Annotated in this window: 12 protein-coding genes and 3 pseudogenes; 8 read left to right on the forward strand and 7 right to left on the reverse strand. The window is 51.5% G+C overall.

Translation table 11 applies throughout. The features are described from left to right. Positions 1-773 precede the first annotated feature (773 nt). Together A7090_RS21135 and A7090_RS26785 are read left to right on the forward strand one after the other, a co-directional pair. Positions 774-1,256: pseudogene (locus A7090_RS21135) on the forward strand (IS630 family transposase); the annotation flags it as partial. Positions 1,257-1,287: 31 nt separating this feature from the next. Next, a pseudogene (locus tag A7090_RS26785) lies at positions 1,288-1,431 on the forward strand (hypothetical protein); the annotation flags it as partial. A gap of 78 nt (positions 1,432-1,509) precedes the next feature. Here A7090_RS26785 and A7090_RS21145 read toward each other — a convergent pair. Further along, the gene (locus tag A7090_RS21145; protein WP_105275420.1) at positions 1,510-2,181 is read right to left on the reverse strand and encodes a LysE family transporter; all 672 of its coding nucleotides are present in this window, start codon (positions 2,179-2,181) and stop codon (positions 1,510-1,512) included. A gap of 146 nt (positions 2,182-2,327) precedes the next feature. Between A7090_RS21145 and yahO the strand changes: the two genes are divergently transcribed. Then, positions 2,328-2,603 (forward strand): DUF1471 family periplasmic protein YahO, encoded by a 276-nt coding sequence (yahO, locus tag A7090_RS21150; RefSeq protein WP_000691951.1) that lies wholly within the window; start codon positions 2,328-2,330, stop codon positions 2,601-2,603. 100 nt (positions 2,604-2,703) lie between these two features. Here yahO and prpR read toward each other — a convergent pair whose 3' ends face one another. Next, the gene (gene prpR, locus A7090_RS21155) at positions 2,704-4,290 is read right to left on the reverse strand and encodes a propionate catabolism operon regulatory protein PrpR (RefSeq protein WP_105275421.1); all 1,587 of its coding nucleotides are present in this window, start codon (positions 4,288-4,290) and stop codon (positions 2,704-2,706) included. A gap of 236 nt (positions 4,291-4,526) precedes the next feature. Here prpR and prpB point away from each other — a divergent pair, with 236 nt between their 5' ends. The 4 genes from prpB (at position 4,527) to prpE (ending at position 10,157) form a co-directional block, all read left to right on the forward strand. Then, positions 4,527-5,417, forward strand: a complete 891-nt coding sequence (prpB, locus tag A7090_RS21160; protein ID WP_105275422.1) for a methylisocitrate lyase — start codon at positions 4,527-4,529, stop codon at positions 5,415-5,417. Positions 5,418-5,576: 159 nt separating this feature from the next. After that, positions 5,577-6,746: a bifunctional 2-methylcitrate synthase/citrate synthase gene (gene prpC, locus A7090_RS21165; protein ID WP_105275423.1), complete on the forward strand. Its 1,170-nt coding sequence runs from the start codon at positions 5,577-5,579 to the stop codon at positions 6,744-6,746. 33 nt (positions 6,747-6,779) lie between these two features. Next, complete coding sequence (prpD, locus tag A7090_RS21170; protein WP_105275424.1) at positions 6,780-8,231, forward strand: 2-methylcitrate dehydratase; 1,452 nt, start codon at positions 6,780-6,782, stop codon at positions 8,229-8,231. 39 nt (positions 8,232-8,270) lie between these two features. Beyond that, a complete protein-coding gene (prpE, locus tag A7090_RS21175; RefSeq protein WP_105275425.1) occupies positions 8,271-10,157 on the forward strand; it encodes a propionate--CoA ligase in 1,887 nt (628 codons plus the stop codon). Between the two features lie 52 nt (positions 10,158-10,209). On the opposite strand, the gene lacA is transcribed toward prpE, so the two are convergent. From lacA to A7090_RS26790, 5 genes and pseudogenes are all read right to left on the reverse strand, one after another. After that, a complete protein-coding gene (lacA, locus tag A7090_RS21180; RefSeq protein ID WP_105275426.1) occupies positions 10,210-10,821 on the reverse strand; it encodes a galactoside O-acetyltransferase in 612 nt (203 codons plus the stop codon). A 65-nt stretch (positions 10,822-10,886) separates the two neighbouring features. After that, on the reverse strand, positions 10,887-12,140 hold the full coding sequence (lacY, locus tag A7090_RS21185; protein ID WP_105275427.1) for a lactose permease: 1,254 nt from the start codon (positions 12,138-12,140) through the stop codon (positions 10,887-10,889). 51 nt (positions 12,141-12,191) lie between these two features. After that, the gene (gene lacZ / locus A7090_RS21190; RefSeq protein WP_105275428.1) at positions 12,192-15,266 is read right to left on the reverse strand and encodes a beta-galactosidase; all 3,075 of its coding nucleotides are present in this window, start codon (positions 15,264-15,266) and stop codon (positions 12,192-12,194) included. Positions 15,267-15,388: 122 nt separating this feature from the next. Further along, complete coding sequence (gene lacI, locus A7090_RS21200) at positions 15,389-16,471, reverse strand: DNA-binding transcriptional repressor LacI (protein WP_105275429.1); 1,083 nt, start codon at positions 16,469-16,471, stop codon at positions 15,389-15,391. Positions 16,472-16,507: 36 nt separating this feature from the next. Then, positions 16,508-16,829 (reverse strand): annotated as a pseudogene (locus A7090_RS26790) (helix-turn-helix domain-containing protein); the annotation flags it as partial. Positions 16,830-16,929: 100 nt separating this feature from the next. Between A7090_RS26790 and A7090_RS21210 the strand changes: the two are divergent. Then, on the forward strand, positions 16,930-17,469 hold the full coding sequence (locus A7090_RS21210) for a DUF2058 domain-containing protein (protein ID WP_001096710.1): 540 nt from the start codon (positions 16,930-16,932) through the stop codon (positions 17,467-17,469). Positions 17,470-17,646 lie beyond the last annotated feature (177 nt).

The following is a 17,646-nucleotide window of genomic DNA, read 5'->3' on the forward strand; positions in this document are numbered from 1 at the left end:
AAAATAGAAATTTCCTAAAATTAATAATGATAATGTGTAAATATATATCATCAGAAGATCTTCTTTGTTTTTTAGCTGTAGGTATAATATCGTCCAGGGACGTTGCCAATAAATTAAAGATGTTCTCTTGAATAATTATTTGTTTTTTGTGGGTTTAAAATTATTTATTTTTGTCTATTTATTTGAAGGTGTGTTAATGCTTTAATTGTTTGTGAAGATTTACCGTCAATTTTTTCTTATCAATTTTTGATGAATGAGATGTTAGAGAAGTGATTGTCTTGCGATAAAAATATTTAAGTGTAATGATTAATTAAATAAGAGTAAAAATGAATCGCTGCTAATAAATTATAAAAACCGTGTTTAAAGCTCCACGCGGTTTTGGTCTGACTTATTTTTGTACTCGTTATAAGCCCCCTTTTCGTACATGCTAACCGAATAAATTGAGTTTATTAGCGTAGACCTGATATTGTTCCACGTTCTGGGATAAATACGCACGGCTTACGCAGTTGATCACTGGCCATTGCTAACCGTGAGCGGGAAAGAACAAGTAACTATAGCCAGGAGCCCTAAATAATTGCTCGGAATAGGAGATCACTCTGGGGGAACTCAGTCCGGTTTATGCGATCTGCTCAATCGCTGAATATCCCAAATCACCCACCGGACTGAGCAATGACGATGATAGCACCAATACCCAGAACCGAACGACGCCTGATGCAGAAAACTATCCATAAAACAAAGGACAAAAACCACGCCCGGCGGCTCACCGCCATGCTGATGATGAAGTGGATATTCACCTCAATCCCAAAATTGGCGCAGACTGGCAGCTACGTGGGCAGCAAAAGCGCGTTGTGACGCCGGGCCAGAATGAAAAGTACTATCTTGCCGGTGCGCTGCACAGCGATACGGGAAGAGTGAGCTACGTTGGTGGGAACAGTAAAAGTTCGTCCTTATTTATCAGTCTGTTAAAACATCTGAAAGCGACATACCGGCGGGCCAAAACGATTACGCTCATTGTCGATAATTACATCATCCACAAAAGCCGTGAAACGTTGCGCTGGCTGAAAGCAAATCCAAAGTTCACGGTAATTTATCAGCCAGTTTACTCGCCGTGGGTCAATCATGTCGAACGGTTGTGGCAGGCACTTTATGAGACAATAACCCGAAATCACCAGTGCCGTTCAATGTGGCAACTGCTGAAAAAGGTTCGCCATTTTATGGAAACCGTTAGCCCATTCCCCGGAGGAAATCATGGGTAGGCTAAAGTGTAGCGGTATTAGGATCAGTTATTTAGTGATGTTATTACTCTCTATTATGGACATAAAAACAAACAGAGATAATGCACGATTAATCCAATGGATATCTAATAGAGTGCAGGAATTAGGAGACAGATATTATCCTTTAAATAAGCACGTTAAAATACGCTATACTCTTTGGTTCAGAAAGGCTTCCACCTGCAAGGTGGATAGAACATTGCCATTGTTTGGCTATTCAGGACGGGGCATTATCTGCTCACCGCTGCGTCACCCCTTCGTAAATCAGGCGTAGTGCGAATACACCAATAATTGCACCAATAACCCGACTGGCAACGCGTTGCATACGTCCATAGGCACGACGCACAGCAGGTAAAGAAAATGCCTGACTAAGAAAAACTCGCCAGATAATGGATGCGAGCACAATCCCCGCCCAGGCCATTAAACGTGCCCATGTTGGTGTTTCGGCACTTAATGTTACTGAGAAAATACTGATAAAAAATAAAACGGTTTGCGGGTTAGAGAGATCGGTAATTAATCCACGGCGAAAAAAGACATACCAGGGGGCGCTAAGCGGTTGTTGTAGTGTGCTCATTTGCGGTGTTGACTGACGGCGCATGCTGCACCACGCAAACCATAAGAGATAAGCACCGCCGACGATTCTAATAAGTGAAAAAATCTCCTCACACTGCGTAATTAGCGTCGCCAGACCAAACAAACCCAACCCGGAATAAAACGCATCGCCCAGCGCCACACCCAGCCCGGTCAGCACCCCTGCACGTCGACCGGAAGCCAGACTGGTTTGTACTACCACAAAAAGATTGGCTCCCGGATTAAAAAAAGTAATCACGAACAGTCCTACGGTCAGATAAACGGCGTGCAAAGGATCCATAGTGATTTCATCCATAAATAAGTGAAGTAACTTCATCATATTTCTACCAAAAGTAATCGGGTGCGAGAGAGATCACAAAGTGTCTTATTTCCGGTTACTGGCGTTTATGCCCTGGCTGAACTAATTATTAATCAACCCAATAATGTGGGTGGGTGATAGTGTGATAACAACTCTGGAGCCGTAATATGAAAATAATCTCTAAAATGTTAGTCGGTGCGTTAGCCTTTGCCGTTACCAACGTCTATGCCGCAGAATTAATGACCAAAGCGGAATTTGAAAAGGTTGCATCGCAATATGAAAAAATAGGTGATATTTCAACCAGTAATGAAATGTCGACCGCAGATGCGAAAGAAGATTTGATCAAAAAAGCGGATGAAAAAGGAGCTGATGTGTTGGTACTGACCTCCGGCCAGACTGACAATAAGATCCACGGCACGGCAAATATTTATAAGAAGAAGTAATTCTTAACCCTATGTAAATATGCCCGATGTGTAAGTTTATCGGTGATAATCAACTATTGAAATTTATGCCGGATAAGGCGTTCGCGCTGCATTCGGCAGTTCAGTTTTTCAGCCGCCGCCAGAATGTCGTCCGGCTGATGCCTAAAAAATTCGCCGCTGCTGTTTTATCACCATTAAATTTTTCCAGTGCCTGTTGTGGTGTCAGCAAGAGGGGAGGGGGAATTTTCACTGGCTCGCGCGCCAGTTCCGGCAGTAGCAGCTGCAAAAATTGCGGCGTTAAATACGGCGTCGGTTCCACACTTAAAAACAGCGCCAGTCGTTCCATCATATTGCGCAGTTCACGAATATTTCCTGGCCAGTCGTAGCGCAAGAGCACGGTTTTGCTTGCCTGTAATCCCTGGCGTAACGCAGCAGAAAACGGGGTGGAGAGCGCTGCCAGAGACACTTTCAAAAAGCTTTCTGCCAGCGGCAGAATATCTGCCACCCGCTCACGTAGCGGCGGCAATTGCAGGCGCAAAATACTCAGCCGATAAAACAGGTCACGGCGAAACCGCCCTTGCTGCATATCCTCTTCCAGATTGCAGTGAGTGGCGCTAATAACCCGCACATCCACCGGAACAGGCTGATGCCCGCCGACACGAGTGACCACTTTTTCTTCCAGCACCCGCAGCAGTCGAGTCTGCAACAGCAGCGGCATTTCGCCAATCTCATCAAGAAACAGCGTACCGCCGTGGGCAATTTCGAACAGCCCGGCGCGACCTCCGCGTCGCGAGCCGGTAAACGCTCCTTCCTCATAGCCAAACAGCTCCGCTTCCAGCAGCGATTCGGCAATCGCCCCGCAGTTGACGGCAACAAACGGATGCGACTTTTTGCTCTGCCGCGCATCGTGGCGGGCAAAATATTCCCGATGAATCGCCTGGGCCGCCAGCTCTTTGCCCGTCCCCGTTTCCCCTTCAATCAACACCGCCGCACTGGAGCGGGCATAGAGTAAAATAGTCTGCCGCACCTGTTCCATCTGTGGTGATTGACCGAGCATATCGCCCAGCACGTAACGAGTACACAGGGCGTTGCGGTTAGCGTTGTGGGCATTGTTCCGCAGCGACATGCGCGTCATATCCAGCGCATCGCTGAACGCCTGACGTACGGTGGCGGCAGAATAAATAAAAATACCGGTCATTCCGGCTTCTTCTGCCAGATCGGTAATCAGCCCCGCGCCGACCACCGCCTCGGTGCCGTTGGCTTTTAGCTCGTTAATCTGCCCGCGGGCGTCCTCTTCCGTGATGTAACTACGTTGATCGAGGCACAAATTAAAGGTTTTTTGAAACGCCACCAGCGCCGGAATGGTTTCCTGATAGGTGACAACGCCGATAGAAGAGGTGAGTTTGCCCGCTTTTGCCAGTGCCTGTAACACATCGTAGCCGCTCGGTTTAATCAGAATCACCGGCATCGACAGGCGGCTTTTCAGATATGCGCCGTTAGAGCCAGCAGCGATGATGGCGTCGCAGCGTTCGCTGGCCAGTTTCTTGCGGATGTAGGTCACCGCTTTTTCAAAGCCAAGCTGAATTGGCGTGATGTTCGCCAGGTGATCAAACTCAAGACTGATATCGCGAAATAACTCGAACAGCCGCGTCACCGATACTGTCCAGATAACCGGTTTGTCGTCATTCAGCCGTGGTGGATGTGCCATAGCGCCCTAATAGTTAAGAAACCGAATACTGGGTTTAGTCTTGTTTCATAATTGTTGCAATGAAACGCGGTGAAACAGTGTCTGAAACGTTAACTGAAACGCATATTTGCGGATTAATTCATGACTTTATCTCTAACAAATTGAAATTAAGCATTTAATTTTATTCAGGCAATTGTGGCACATCCCTTGCTTTGTGTTTATCAACATAAATAACAAGTTGATAACAAAGGATGGCTATGTCTCTACACTCTCCAGGTAAAGCGTTTCGCGCTGCACTGACTAAAGAAAATCCATTGCAGATTGTCGGCACCATCAACGCTAACCATGCACTGCTGGCGCAGCGTGCCGGATATCAGGCAATTTATCTCTCCGGCGGTGGCGTGGCGGCAGGGTCGCTGGGACTGCCCGATCTTGGTATTTCTACTCTTGATGATGTGCTGACCGACATTCGCCGTATCTCCGACGTCTGCTCGCTGCCGCTGCTGGTCGATGCGGATATCGGTTTTGGCTCTTCGGCCTTTAACGTTGCGCGCACCGTGAAATCGATGATCAAAGCCGGTGCGGCGGGATTGCATATTGAAGATCAGGTTGGCGCGAAACGCTGCGGTCATCGCCCGAATAAAGCGATCGTCTCGAAAGAGGAGATGGTGGATCGGATCCGCGCGGCGGTGGATGCGAGAACCGATCCTGATTTTGTGATCATGGCACGCACCGATGCGCTGGCTGTAGAGGGGCTGGACGCTGCGATCGAGCGTGCACAGGCCTACGTTGAAGCGGGTGCCGAGATGTTGTTTCCGGAGGCGATTACCGAACTCGCCATGTACCGCCAGTTTGCCGATGCGGTGCAGGTGCCAATCCTCGCCAACATTACCGAATTTGGCGCAACACCGCTGTTTACCACCGATGAATTACGCAGCGCCCATGTCGCAATGGCGCTCTACCCGCTTTCAGCATTCCGCGCCATGAACCGCGCCGCTGAACATGTCTACAACGTCCTGCGCCAGGAAGGCACACAGAAAAGCGTCATCGACACCATGCAGACCCGCAACGAACTGTACGAAAGCATCAACTACTACCAGTACGAAGAGAAGCTCGACGACCTGTTTGCCCGTAGCCAGGCGAAATAAAAAACGCCCGTTGGCTGTATCCGACAATCGATGCCTGATGCGCTGCTGACGCGGCTTATCAGGCCTACGGGAGTGCTGAACGGTAGGTCGGATAAGACGCATGGCGTCGCATCCGACAACAATCTCGACCCTACAAATGATAACAATGACGAGGACAACATGAGCGACACAACGATCCTGCAAAACAGTACCCATGTCATTAAACCGAAAAAATCGGTGGCACTTTCTGGCGTTCCGGCGGGCAATACGGCGCTCTGTACCGTGGGGAAAAGCGGCAACGATCTGCATTACCGCGGCTACGATATTCTCGATCTGGCAGAACACTGCGAATTTGAAGAAGTGGCGCACCTGCTGATCCACGGCAAACTGCCGACCCGTGATGAACTCGCCGCTTACAAAACGAAACTGAAAGCCCTGCGCGGTTTACCGGCTAATGTGCGTACCGTTCTGGAAGCCTTACCAGCGGCGTCACACCCGATGGATGTTATGCGTACCGGCGTTTCCGCACTCGGCTGCACGCTGCCAGAAAAAGAGGGGCATACCGTCTCCGGCACGCGGGATATTGCCGACAAACTGTTGGCGTCACTTAGCTCTATTCTTCTCTACTGGTATCACTACAGCCACAACGGCGAACGCATCCAGCCGGAAACTGATGATGACTCTATCGGCGGTCACTTCCTGCATCTGCTGCATGGCGAAAAGCCGTCGCAGAGCTGGGAAAAGGCGATGCATATTTCACTGGTGCTGTATGCAGAGCATGAGTTTAACGCCTCCACCTTTACCAGCCGGGTGATTGCAGGCACCGGTTCTGACATGTATTCAGCCATTATCGGCGCAATTGGCGCACTGCGTGGGCCGAAGCACGGCGGGGCAAATGAAGTGTCGCTGGAGATCCAACAACGCTACGAAACGCCAGACGAAGCCGAAGCGGATATTCGTAAACGCGTCGAAAACAAAGAAGTGGTCATTGGTTTTGGACATCCGGTTTATACCATTGCCGACCCGCGTCATCAGGTGATCAAACGCGTGGCGAAGCAGCTCTCGCAGGAAGGCGGCTCGCTGAAGATGTACAACATTGCCAATCGCCTGGAAACGGTAATGTGGGATAGCAAAAAGATGTTCCCTAATCTCGACTGGTTCTCCGCTGTTTCCTACAACATGATGGGCGTTCCCACCGAGATGTTCACACCACTGTTTGTTATCGCCCGCGTCACCGGCTGGGCGGCGCACATTATCGAACAACGTCAGGACAACAAAATTATCCGTCCTTCTGCCAATTATGTTGGACCGGAAGACCGCCAGTTTGTCGCGCTGGATAAGCGCCAGTAAACCTCTACGAATAACAATAAGGAAACGTACCCAATGTCAGCTCAAATCAACAACATTCGCCCGGAATTCGACCGTGAAATCGTTGATATCGTCGATTACGTCATGAACTACGAAATCAGCTCCAGAGTGGCCTACGACACCGCCCATTACTGTCTGCTCGACACCCTCGGCTGCGGTCTGGAAGCTCTCGAATACCCGGCCTGTAAAAAACTGCTGGGGCCAATTGTCTCCGGCACCGTTGTACCTAACGGCGTGCGCGTACCGGGAACTCAGTTCCAGCTCGACCCTGTCCAGGCGGCATTTAACATTGGCGTGATGATCCGCTGGCTCGATTTCAACGATACCTGGCTGGCGGCAGAGTGGGGCCATCCTTCCGACAACCTCGGCGGCATTTTGGCAACGGCTGACTGGCTTTCACGCAACGCGGTCGCCAGCGGTAAAGCGCCGTTAACTATGAAACAAGTGCTGACCGGGATGATCAAAGCCCATGAAATCCAGGGCTGCATCGCGCTGGAAAATGCGTTTAATCGCGTCGGCCTCGACCACGTTCTGTTAGTGAAGGTGGCTTCCACCGCCGTGGTGGCGGAAATGCTCGGTCTGACCCGTGAGGAAATCCTCAACGCTGTTTCGCTGGCGTGGGTGGACGGTCAGTCGCTGCGCACCTATCGCCATGCACCAAACACCGGCACGCGTAAGTCCTGGGCGGCGGGCGATGCGACTTCCCGCGCTGTACGTCTGGCACTGATGGCGAAAACCGGCGAAATGGGGTATCCGTCAGCACTGACCGCGCCGGTGTGGGGCTTCTATGACGTTTCCTTTAAAGGCGAATCGTTCCGCTTCCAGCGACCGTACGGTTCCTACGTCATGGAGAATGTGCTGTTCAAAATCTCCTTCCCGGCAGAGTTCCACTCCCAGACGGCAGTTGAAGCAGCGATGACGCTCTATGAACAAATGCAGGTAGCAGGCAAAACGGCGGCAGATATTGAAAAAGTGACCATTCGTACTCACGAAGCCTGTATTCGCATCATCGACAAAAAGGGTCCACTTAATAACCCGGCTGACCGCGACCATTGCATTCAGTACATGGTGGCGATCCCGTTGTTGTTTGGGCGCTTAACGGCGGCAGATTACGAAGACAACGTTGCGCAAGATAAACGCATCGACGCCCTGCGCGAGAAGATCAATTGCTTTGAAGATCCCGCATTTACCGCTGACTACCACGACCCGGAAAAACGCGCCATCGCCAATGCCATTACTCTTGAGTTCACCGACGGCACGCGCTTTGACGAAGTGGTGGTGGAGTACCCGATTGGTCATGCTCGCCGCCGTCAGGACGGCATTCCGAAACTGGTCGAGAAATTCGAAATCAACCTCGCGCGCCAGTTCCCGACTCGCCAGCAGCAGCGCATTCTGGACGTTTCTCTTGACAGAGCTTGCCTGGAACAGATGCCGGTCAATGAGTATCTCGACCTGTACGTCATTTAAGTAAGCGGCGGTAAGGCGTAAGTTCAACAGGAGAGCATGATGTCTTTTAGCGAGTTTTATCAGCGTTCGATTAACGAACCGGAGCAGTTTTGGGACGAGCAGGCCCGGCGTATTGACTGGCAGACGCCCTTTACGCAAACGCTCGATCACAGCAATCCTCCCTTTGCCCGTTGGTTTTGTGAAGGCCGAACCAATTTGTGCCACAACGCCATCGATCGCTGGCTGGAGAAACAGCCAGAAGCGCTGGCGCTGATTGCCGTCTCTTCGGAAACAGAAGAAGAGCGCACCTTTACCTTTCGCCAGCTGTATGACGAAGTGAACACGGTGGCGTCGATGCTGCGCTCACTGGGCGTGCAGCGTGGCGATCGGGTACTGGTTTATATGCCGATGATTGCCGAAGCGCATATTACCCTGCTGGCCTGCGCGCGCATTGGTGCTATTCACTCGGTGGTGTTTGGGGGTTTTGCCTCGCACAGCGTGGCGGCGCGAATTGATGATGCCAAACCGGTGCTGATTGTCTCGGCAGATGCCGGAGCGCGCGGTGGCAAAATCATTCCCTATAAAAAATTGCTCGACGATGCGATAAGTCAGGCGCAGCACCCGCCACGCCACGTTTTGCTGGTGGAGCGTGGGCTGGCGAAAATGGCGCGCGTCGGCGGGCGGGATGTGGATTTCGCGTCATTGCGCCGTCAGCACATCGGTGCGCGGGTGCCGGTGGCGTGGCTGGAATCCAACGAAATCTCCTGCATTCTTTACACCTCCGGCACGACCGGCAAACCTAAAGGCGTGCAGCGTGACGTCGGCGGTTATGCGGTGGCGCTGGCGACCTCGATGGAAACCATTTTTGGCGGCAAAGCGGGGGGCGTGTTCTTTTGCGCGTCGGATATTGGCTGGGTGGTGGGGCATTCGTATATCGTCTACGCGCCGCTGCTGGCAGGGATGGCGACCGTTGTTTACGAAGGATTACCGACCTGGCCGGACTGCGGTGTGTGGTGGAAAATCGTCGAGAAATATCAGGTTAGCCGCATGTTCTCGGCCCCGACCGCCATTCGCGTATTGAAAAAATTCCCTACTGCCGAAATTCGTAAACACGATCTTTCGTCGCTTGAAGTGCTCTATCTGGCGGGGGAACCGCTGGACGAGCCGACCGCCAGTTGGGTGAGCAATACACTGGATGTGCCGGTCATCGACAACTACTGGCAGACTGAATCCGGCTGGCCGATTATGGCGATTGCTCGCGGTCTGGACGACAGGCCGACGCGCTTGGGTAGCCCCGGCGTGCCGATGTATGGCTATAACGTGCAGTTACTCAATGAAGTTACCGGCGAGCCATGCGGCGTCAACGAGAAAGGGATGCTGGTAGTGGAAGGGCCATTGCCACCGGGGTGTATTCAGACCATCTGGGGCGATGATGACCGTTTCGTGAAGACCTACTGGTCGCTATTTTCTCGCCCGGTGTACGCCACCTTTGACTGGGGCATCCGCGATGCTGACGGTTATCACTTTATTCTCGGGCGTACCGATGATGTGATTAACGTTGCCGGGCATCGTTTGGGTACGCGCGAGATTGAAGAGAGTATCTCCAGTCATCCGGGCGTTGCCGAAGTGGCGGTAGTTGGGGTGAAAGACGCGCTGAAAGGACAAGTGGCGGTAGCGTTTGTCATTCCGAAAGAGAGCGACAGTCTGGAAGACCGCGAGGTGGCACACTCGCAAGAGAAGGCGATTATGGCGCTGGTAGACAGCCAGATTGGCAACTTTGGCCGCCCGGCGCACGTCTGGTTTGTTTCGCAATTGCCGAAAACGCGATCCGGAAAAATGCTGCGCCGCACGATCCAGGCGATTTGCGAAGGACGCGATCCTGGGGATCTGACGACCATTGATGATCCGGCGTCGTTGGATCAGATCCGTCTGGCGATGGAAGAGTAAGGTATTGTCGGATGCGTCGCGTGGCGCATCCGACATTTATGTCACTGCTTATTTATACTGACGATTCAACTTTATAATCTTTGAAATAATATTGCTTATCCCGGTCGTTTATTTCGCGAATAACCCGACAAGGAACGCCAACAGCCACGACGTTTGGTGGAATGTCTTTTGTGACGACACTACCTGCGCCAATAACAGAATTATCCCCGATGGTGACGCCTGGATTAATGACTACATGACTCCCGATCCAGACATTATTGCCAATCGTTATCGGAAAAGAGTACATCTCGCCGTGTTTTCTCAATTCAGGATGTACAGGGTGTCCCGTAACGGAAAGAGTCACGTTGGGTGCAATCAGTACGTTATCACCGATCGTTACCGTGTAGTCATCGACAATGGTTAAATTGAAATTTGCATAAAAATTGCGGCCTATATGGATGTTGGAACCGTAAGAGAAATAGATGGGAGGTTCTACCCAGGCGTTTTCCCCTACCGTGGCAAACATTTCTTTAATCAGGCTTTCCCTTTTTTCAACTTCTGATGGATGCGAGTGATTAAACTCATACATTAACGTTTTCCCACGAAGTCTTTTTTCAGGTAAGCCTTCACACATATCGGTAAATAGCTTGCCTGCTTTTATTCTTTCTGTCATCGACATGTTCATTTCGATCACTCCATCCTGATATGTTGGTCGGATAAGGCGCTTGCACCGCATCCGACATTGATTGCTTAAGCGACTTCATTCACCTGGCGACGCAGCAGGGAAAGTGGGCCGGGACCGCTAAGTGTGAACACGGAAATTAAGGTAAAGCCCAGCGCCACCAGACCCAGCACCAGATAAGCGCCCTGGAAACCGATGCTTTCATACATATTGCCTGCCAGTATAGACATAAAAATCATCGCCAGCTGCTTAAAAAAGCAGAAACAGACCAGATAAATCGTCGCTGAAAAACGCACTTCAAACTGGCTGGTAATATATTTAAAGCAGCCTACCAGCAGGAACGGTACTTCGAACATATGCAGCGTTTTCAGAATAACCACTTCCAGCGCTGAGGTGGCGAACGATGAGCCAATAATCCGTACAGACATAATAGTGCCAGCCAGTAGCAGGGCGTTTTTCCCGCCGATGCGATTAACGATCAGCGGCGCAAAGAACATAATCGAGGCGTTAAGTAATTCGCCCATTGTTGTTACGTAGCCAAATACCCGCGTACCTTGCTCACCGGTGGCAAAGAACGAAGTAAAGAAATTAGCAAACTGTTGGTCAAAAACATCGTAGGTGCAGGAAACGCCAATAACATACAGCGACAAACACCACAGTTTGGGCTGTCTGAACAGTTCCAGTGCCAGCTTAAGGCTAAATGCCGAATGATTGGCGCCTACCGCATTGGCAACTGTAGCGGAAGAGGGGGCATCCGTTTTGGCGAAAAAGAGCAAAACGGCGAGGATGAGTGCACAGCCAGAACCCAGCCAGAAAACAAATTGGTTATTGATGGTGAACATGATGCCGACAATCGAGGCACACAGCGCCCAGCCAAAACAGCCAAACATCCGCGCGCGACCAAATTCGAAATTACTGCGACGGCTGACCTTCTCGATAAATGCTTCTACCGCTGGTGCACCAGCATTAAAACAAAAGCCGAGATAAATACCGCCAATAATCGAACCCAGTAAAATATTGTATTGTAACAGTGGTCCGAAGATAAAAATAAAGAACGGCGCAAACATCACTAACATGCTGGTAATAATCCACAGCAGGTATTTGCGCAACCCGAGTTTGTCAGAAAGCAGTCCAAACAGTGGCTGGAATAATAGCGAGAACAGAGAAATAGCAGCAAAAATAATACCTGTATCACTTTTGCTGATATGGTTGATGTCATGTAGCCAAATTGGGAAAAATGGAAAGTAGGCCCCCATGATAAAAAAGTAAAAGAAAAAGAATAAACCGAACATCCAAAAGTTTGTGTTTTTTAAATAGTACATAATGGATTTCCTTACGCGAAATACGGGCAGACATGGCCTGCCCGGTTATTATTATTTTTGACACCAGACCAACTGGTAATGGTAGCGACCGGCACTCAGCTGGAATTCCGCTGACACTGACGGGCTCCAGGAGTCGTCGCCACCAATCCCCATATGGAAACCGTCGATATTCAGCCATGTGCCTTCTTCTGCGTGCAGCAGATGGCGATGGCTGGTTTCCATCAGTTGTTGTTGGCTGTAGCGGCTGATATTGAACTGGAAGTCGCCGCGCCACTGGTGTGGGCCATAATTCAATTCGCGCGTCCCGCAGCGCAGACCGTTTTCGCTCGGGAAGACGTACGGAGTATACATGTCTGACAATGGCAGATCCCAGCGGTCAAAACAGGCCGCAGTAAGGCGGTCGGGATAGTTTTCTTGCGGCCCTAATCCGAGCCAGTTTACCCGCTCTGCAACCTGTGCCAGCTGGCAGGTCAGGCCAATCCGTGCCGGATGCGGTGTATCGCTCGCCACTTCAACATCCACATTGATGACCATCTCTCCGTGTCCATCAATCCGGTAGGTTTTCCGGCTGATAAATAAGGTTTTCCCCTGATGCAGCCACGCGTGGACCGTCGTAATCAGCACCGTATCGGCAAGCGTATCTGCCGAGCACTGTAACAATGCCGCTTCGGCCTGGTAATGGCCTGCCGTCTTCCAGCGTTCGACCCAGGCGTTTGGGTCAATGCGGGTCGCTTCACTTACGCCAATGTCGTTATCCAGCGGCGCACGGGTGAACTGATCGCGCAGCGGCGTCAGCAGTTGTTTTTCATCGCCAATCCACATCTGTGAAAGAAAGCCTGACTGGCGGTTAAATTGCCAACGCTTATTACCCAGCTCGATGCAAAAATCTGTTTCGCTGGTGGTCAGTTGCGGGATGGTGTGGGACGTGGAGGGGAGCGTCACACAGAGGTTTTCTGCCAGTTGCCATTGCTGCCAGGCGCTGATGTGTCCGGCTTCTGACCATGCGGTCGCGTTCGGTTGCACTACCTGTACCGTTAGCCAGAGTTGCCCGGCGCTCTCCGGCTGCGGCAGTTCAGGCAGTTCAATCATCTGTTTACCTTGTGGAGCGACAGCCAGAGGCACTTTACCGCTTGCCAGCGGCTTGCCATCCAACGCCACCGACCAGTGCAGGCACTCGTTATCGCTATGACGGAACAGGTATTCGCTCGTCACTTCGATGGTTCGCCCGGATAAACGGAACTGGAAAAACTGCTGTTGGTGTTTTGCTTCTGTCAGCGCCGGATGCGGCGTGCGGTCGGCAAAGACCAGGCCGTTCATGCAGAACTGGCGATCGTTTGGCGTATCGCCAAAATCACCACCGTAAGCCGACCACGGGGTGCCGTTTTCATCATATTTAATCAGCGACTGATCCACCCAGTCCCAGACGAAGCCGCCCTGTAAACGAGGGTACTGACGAAACGCCTGCCAGTATTTAGCGAAACCACCAAGACTGTTACCCATCGCATGGGCGTATTCGCAAAGGATCAGCGGGCGCAGTTCTCCAGGCAACGAAAGCCATTTTTTGATGGACCATTTCGGCACAGCCGGGAAGGGCTGGTCTTCATCCACGCGCGCGTACATCGGGCAAATAATATCGGTTGCGGAGGTGTCGGCTCCACCGCCTTCATACTGCACCGGGCGGGAGGGATCGACAGATTTAATCCAGCGATACAGCGCGTCGTGATTGGCGCCGTGGCCTGATTCATTCCCCAGCGACCAGATGATCACACTCGGGTGATTACGATCGCGCTGCACCATTCGCGTTACGCGTTCGCTCATCGCGGGTAACCAGCGCGGATCATCGGTCAGACGATTCATTGGCACCATGCCGTGGGTTTCAATATTGGCTTCATCCACCACATACAGGCCGTAGCGGTCGCACAGTGTGTACCACAGCGGATGGTTCGGATAATGCGAACAGCGCACGGCGTTAAAGTTGTTCTGCTTCATCAGCAGAATATCCTGCACCATCGTCTGCTCATCCATGACCTGACCATGCAGAGGATGATGTTCGTGACGGTTAACGCCGCGGATCAGCAACGGCTTGCCATTCAGCAGCAGCAGGCCATTTTCAATCCGCACCTCGCGGAAACCGATATCGCAGGCTTCTGCTTCAATCAGCGTGCCGTCGGCGGTGTGCAGTTCAACCACCGCACGATAGAGATTTGGGATTTCGGCGCTCCACAGTTCTGGTTTTTCGACGTTCAGACGTAGTGTGACGCGATCGGCATAACCACCACGCTCATCGATAATTTCACCGCCGAAAGGCGCGGTGCCGCTGGCGACCTGCGTTTCACTCTGCCACAAAGAAACCGTCACCCGCAGCTCATCGCGCAGCTCGCCGCACATCTGAACTTCTGCCTCCAGTACGGCGCGGCTGAAATCATCATTAAAGTGAGTGGCAACATGGAAATCGCTGATTTGTGTGGTCGGTTTGTGCAGTAACGAGACGTCACGAAAAATACCGCTCATCCGCCACATATCCTGATCTTCCAGATAACTACCGTCACTCCAGCGCAGCACCATCACCGCGAGACGGTTTTCTCCGGCGCGTAAAAATGTGCTCAGGTCAAATTCAGACGGCAAACGACTGTCCTGTCCGTAACCGACCCAGCGCCCGTTACACCACAAATGAAACGCCGAGTTAACGCCATCAAAAATAATTCGCGTCAGGCCTTCCTGTAGCCAGCTTTCATCAACATTAAATGTGAGCGAGTAACAACCTGTCGGATTTTTCGCGGGAACAAACGGTGGATTGACCGCGATGGGATAGGTCACGTTGGTATAGATGGGCGCATCGTAGCCGTGCATCTGCCAGTTTGAGGGGACAACGACAGTCTCGGCGTCAGGAAGATCGCACTCCAGCCAGCTTTCCGGCACCGCTTCTGGTGCCGGAAACCAGGCAAATTGCCATTCACCATTCAGACTGCGCAACTGCCGGGAAGGGCGATTATTGCGGGCCTCTTCACTATTTCGCCAGCTGGCGAAAGGAGGATGCGCTGCAAGGCGATTAAGTTGTGTAACGCCAGGGTTTTCCCAGTCACGACGTTGTAATACGACGGCCAGTGAATCCGTAATCATGGTCATAGCTGTATCCTGTGTGAAATTGTTATTCGCTCACAATTTCACACAACATAAGAGCCGGACACAGAGAGTGTAAAGCCTGGAGTGCCTAATGAGTGAGCTGACTCACATTTATTGCGTTGCGCTCACTGCCCGCTTTCCAGTTGGGAAATTTGTCGCGCCAGCTGTATTAATAAATCTGCCAACGCGCGGGGAGAGGCCGTTTGCGTATTGGGCGGTAAGGTGGTTTTTCGTGTCACCAGTGAGACGGGCAACAGCTGATTGCTCTTCACCGCCTGGCCCTGAGAGAGTTGCAGCAAGCGGTCCACGCTGGTGTGCCCCAGCAGGCGAAAATCCTGTTTGATGGTAGTTAACGGCGGGATATAACACGAGCTGTCTTCGGTATCGTCGTATCCCACTACCGAGATATCTGCGCCGACGCGTAGTCCGAACTCGGTAATGGCGCGCATTGCGCCCAGCGCCATCTGATCGTTGGCAACCAGCATCGCAGTAGGAATGATGCCTTCATTCAGCATTTGCATAGTTTGTTGAAAACCGGATATGGCGCTCCAGTCGCCTTCCCGTTCCGCTATCGGTTGAATTTGATTGCGTTTGAGATATTTATGCCAGCCCGCCAGACGCAGACGCGCCGAGACAGAACTTAATGGGCCCGCTAACAGCGCGATTTGTTGGTGACCCAATGCGACCAGATGCTCCACGCCCAGTCGCGTACCGTCTTCATGGGAAAAAATAATACTGCTGATGGGAGTCTTGTCAGAGACATCAAGAAATAACACCGGAACATTAGCACAGGCGGCTTCTACAACAATGGCATCCTGATCATCCAGCGGATAGTTAATGATCAGCCCACTGACGCGTTGCGCGAGAAGATTGTGCACTGCCGCTTTACAGGCTTCGACGCCGCTTCGTTCTACCATCGATACCACCACGCTGGCACCCAGTTGATCGGCGCGAGATTTAATCGCCGCGACAATTTGTGATGGTGCGTGCAGGGCCAGGCTGGAGGTGGCAACGCCAATCAGCAACGACTGTTTGCCCGCCAGTTGTTGTGCCACGCGGTTGGGAATGTAATTCAGCTCTGCCATTGCCGCTTCCACTTTTTCCCGCGTTTTCGCAGAAACGTGGCTGGCCTGGTTCACTACGCGGGAAACGGTCTGATAAGAGACACCGGCATACTCTGCGACATCGTATAGCGTTACTGGTTTCACCTTCACCACCCTGAATTGACTCTCTTCCGGGCGCTATCATGCCATACCACGAACGGTTTTGCGCCATTCGGCGGGGCTGACGCCGAAGTGAGATTTAAAATGCTGAGGCAGGTCACAGGTGAGAGAAAACTCACCTCAGCGGCTATCCGCTCAACGGACAACTGACGGGATCTCTACAGTTCCAGGCTACGGCGTAAGCGTTCGTGATGAGCCAATCGGCGATACTCAAACCAGCCGCTTTATAAAATGGCGCGAGATCATGCTGTTGCGCAATGTTTTGCCGCAGGTAATCCAGCTGGAGGTTAATACGTCGGGCAATGTGGTTGGCATAATTGCTGCCAACATGTTGCTGAACCACGATAAACGGTAAGGAAAGGCGAAAGGGACTTGCCCCCAATACACCTACGGCGTTTACATGTATACTCGCTAAAAATTATTCAGCGGGTTTGAAAATAAAGATGGCAAAACTTACCTTACAAGAGCAGTTGCTCAAAGCAGGATTAGTCACCAGCAAAAAAGCGGCGAAGGTCGAGAGAACGGCGAAAAAATCGCGCGTTCAGGCGCGTGAAGCTCGGGCGGCGGTAGAAGAAAATAAAAAGGCGCAGCTTGAGCGTGATAAACAGCTTAGCGAGCAACAAAAACAAGCGGCGTTGGCGAAAGAATATAAAGCCCAGGTGAAGCAGCTCATTGAAATGAACCGAATCACCATTGCCAATGGCGATATCGGTTTTAACTTTACCGATGGCAATCTGATTAAGAAGATTTTTGTCGATAAGCTCACACAGACGCAGTTGATTAATGGTCGTTTGGCGATTGCCCGCTTGTTGGTCGATAACAATAGCGAAGGTGAATACGCCATTATTCCCGCCAGCGTTGCTGATAAAATTGCTCAGCGTGATGCCAGCAGTATTGTGTTGCACAGCGCGCTCAGCGCCGAAGAGCAGGATGAAGACGATCCGTATGCCGACTTCAAAGTGCCTGATGATTTGATGTGGTAAACATAGATAAGTCGTGTATTGATGCCTGATGCGACGCTTTTCGCGTCTTATCAGGCCTACGGCTTGCTGGCAAAATGTAGGCCGGATAAGGCGTTTGCGCCGCATCCGGCAGTCGGGGAGTGTTAGAAATTCTGTGTCATTCCAGTAATATACAATCAAAAAGGAATGACACATGTC

This window comes from Escherichia sp. MOD1-EC7003, assembly GCF_002965065.1.
Lineage (GTDB): Bacteria > Pseudomonadota > Gammaproteobacteria > Enterobacterales > Enterobacteriaceae > Escherichia.

Coding starts and splice junctions, on each gene's coding strand:
- A7090_RS21145 (WP_105275420.1), bottom strand. CDS start 2,181: ATGATGAAGTTACTTCACTTATTTATGGATGAAATCACTATGGATCCT.
- yahO (WP_000691951.1), top strand. CDS start 2,328: ATGAAAATAATCTCTAAAATGTTAGTCGGTGCGTTAGCCTTTGCCGTT.
- prpR (WP_105275421.1), bottom strand. CDS start 4,290: ATGGCACATCCACCACGGCTGAATGACGACAAACCGGTTATCTGGACA.
- prpB (WP_105275422.1), top strand. CDS start 4,527: ATGTCTCTACACTCTCCAGGTAAAGCGTTTCGCGCTGCACTGACTAAA.
- prpC (WP_105275423.1), top strand. CDS start 5,577: ATGAGCGACACAACGATCCTGCAAAACAGTACCCATGTCATTAAACCG.
- prpD (WP_105275424.1), top strand. CDS start 6,780: ATGTCAGCTCAAATCAACAACATTCGCCCGGAATTCGACCGTGAAATC.
- prpE (WP_105275425.1), top strand. CDS start 8,271: ATGTCTTTTAGCGAGTTTTATCAGCGTTCGATTAACGAACCGGAGCAG.
- lacA (WP_105275426.1), bottom strand. CDS start 10,821: ATGAACATGTCGATGACAGAAAGAATAAAAGCAGGCAAGCTATTTACC.
- lacY (WP_105275427.1), bottom strand. CDS start 12,140: ATGTACTATTTAAAAAACACAAACTTTTGGATGTTCGGTTTATTCTTT.
- lacZ (WP_105275428.1), bottom strand. CDS start 15,266: ATGACCATGATTACGGATTCACTGGCCGTCGTATTACAACGTCGTGAC.
- A7090_RS21210 (WP_001096710.1), top strand. CDS start 16,930: ATGGCAAAACTTACCTTACAAGAGCAGTTGCTCAAAGCAGGATTAGTC.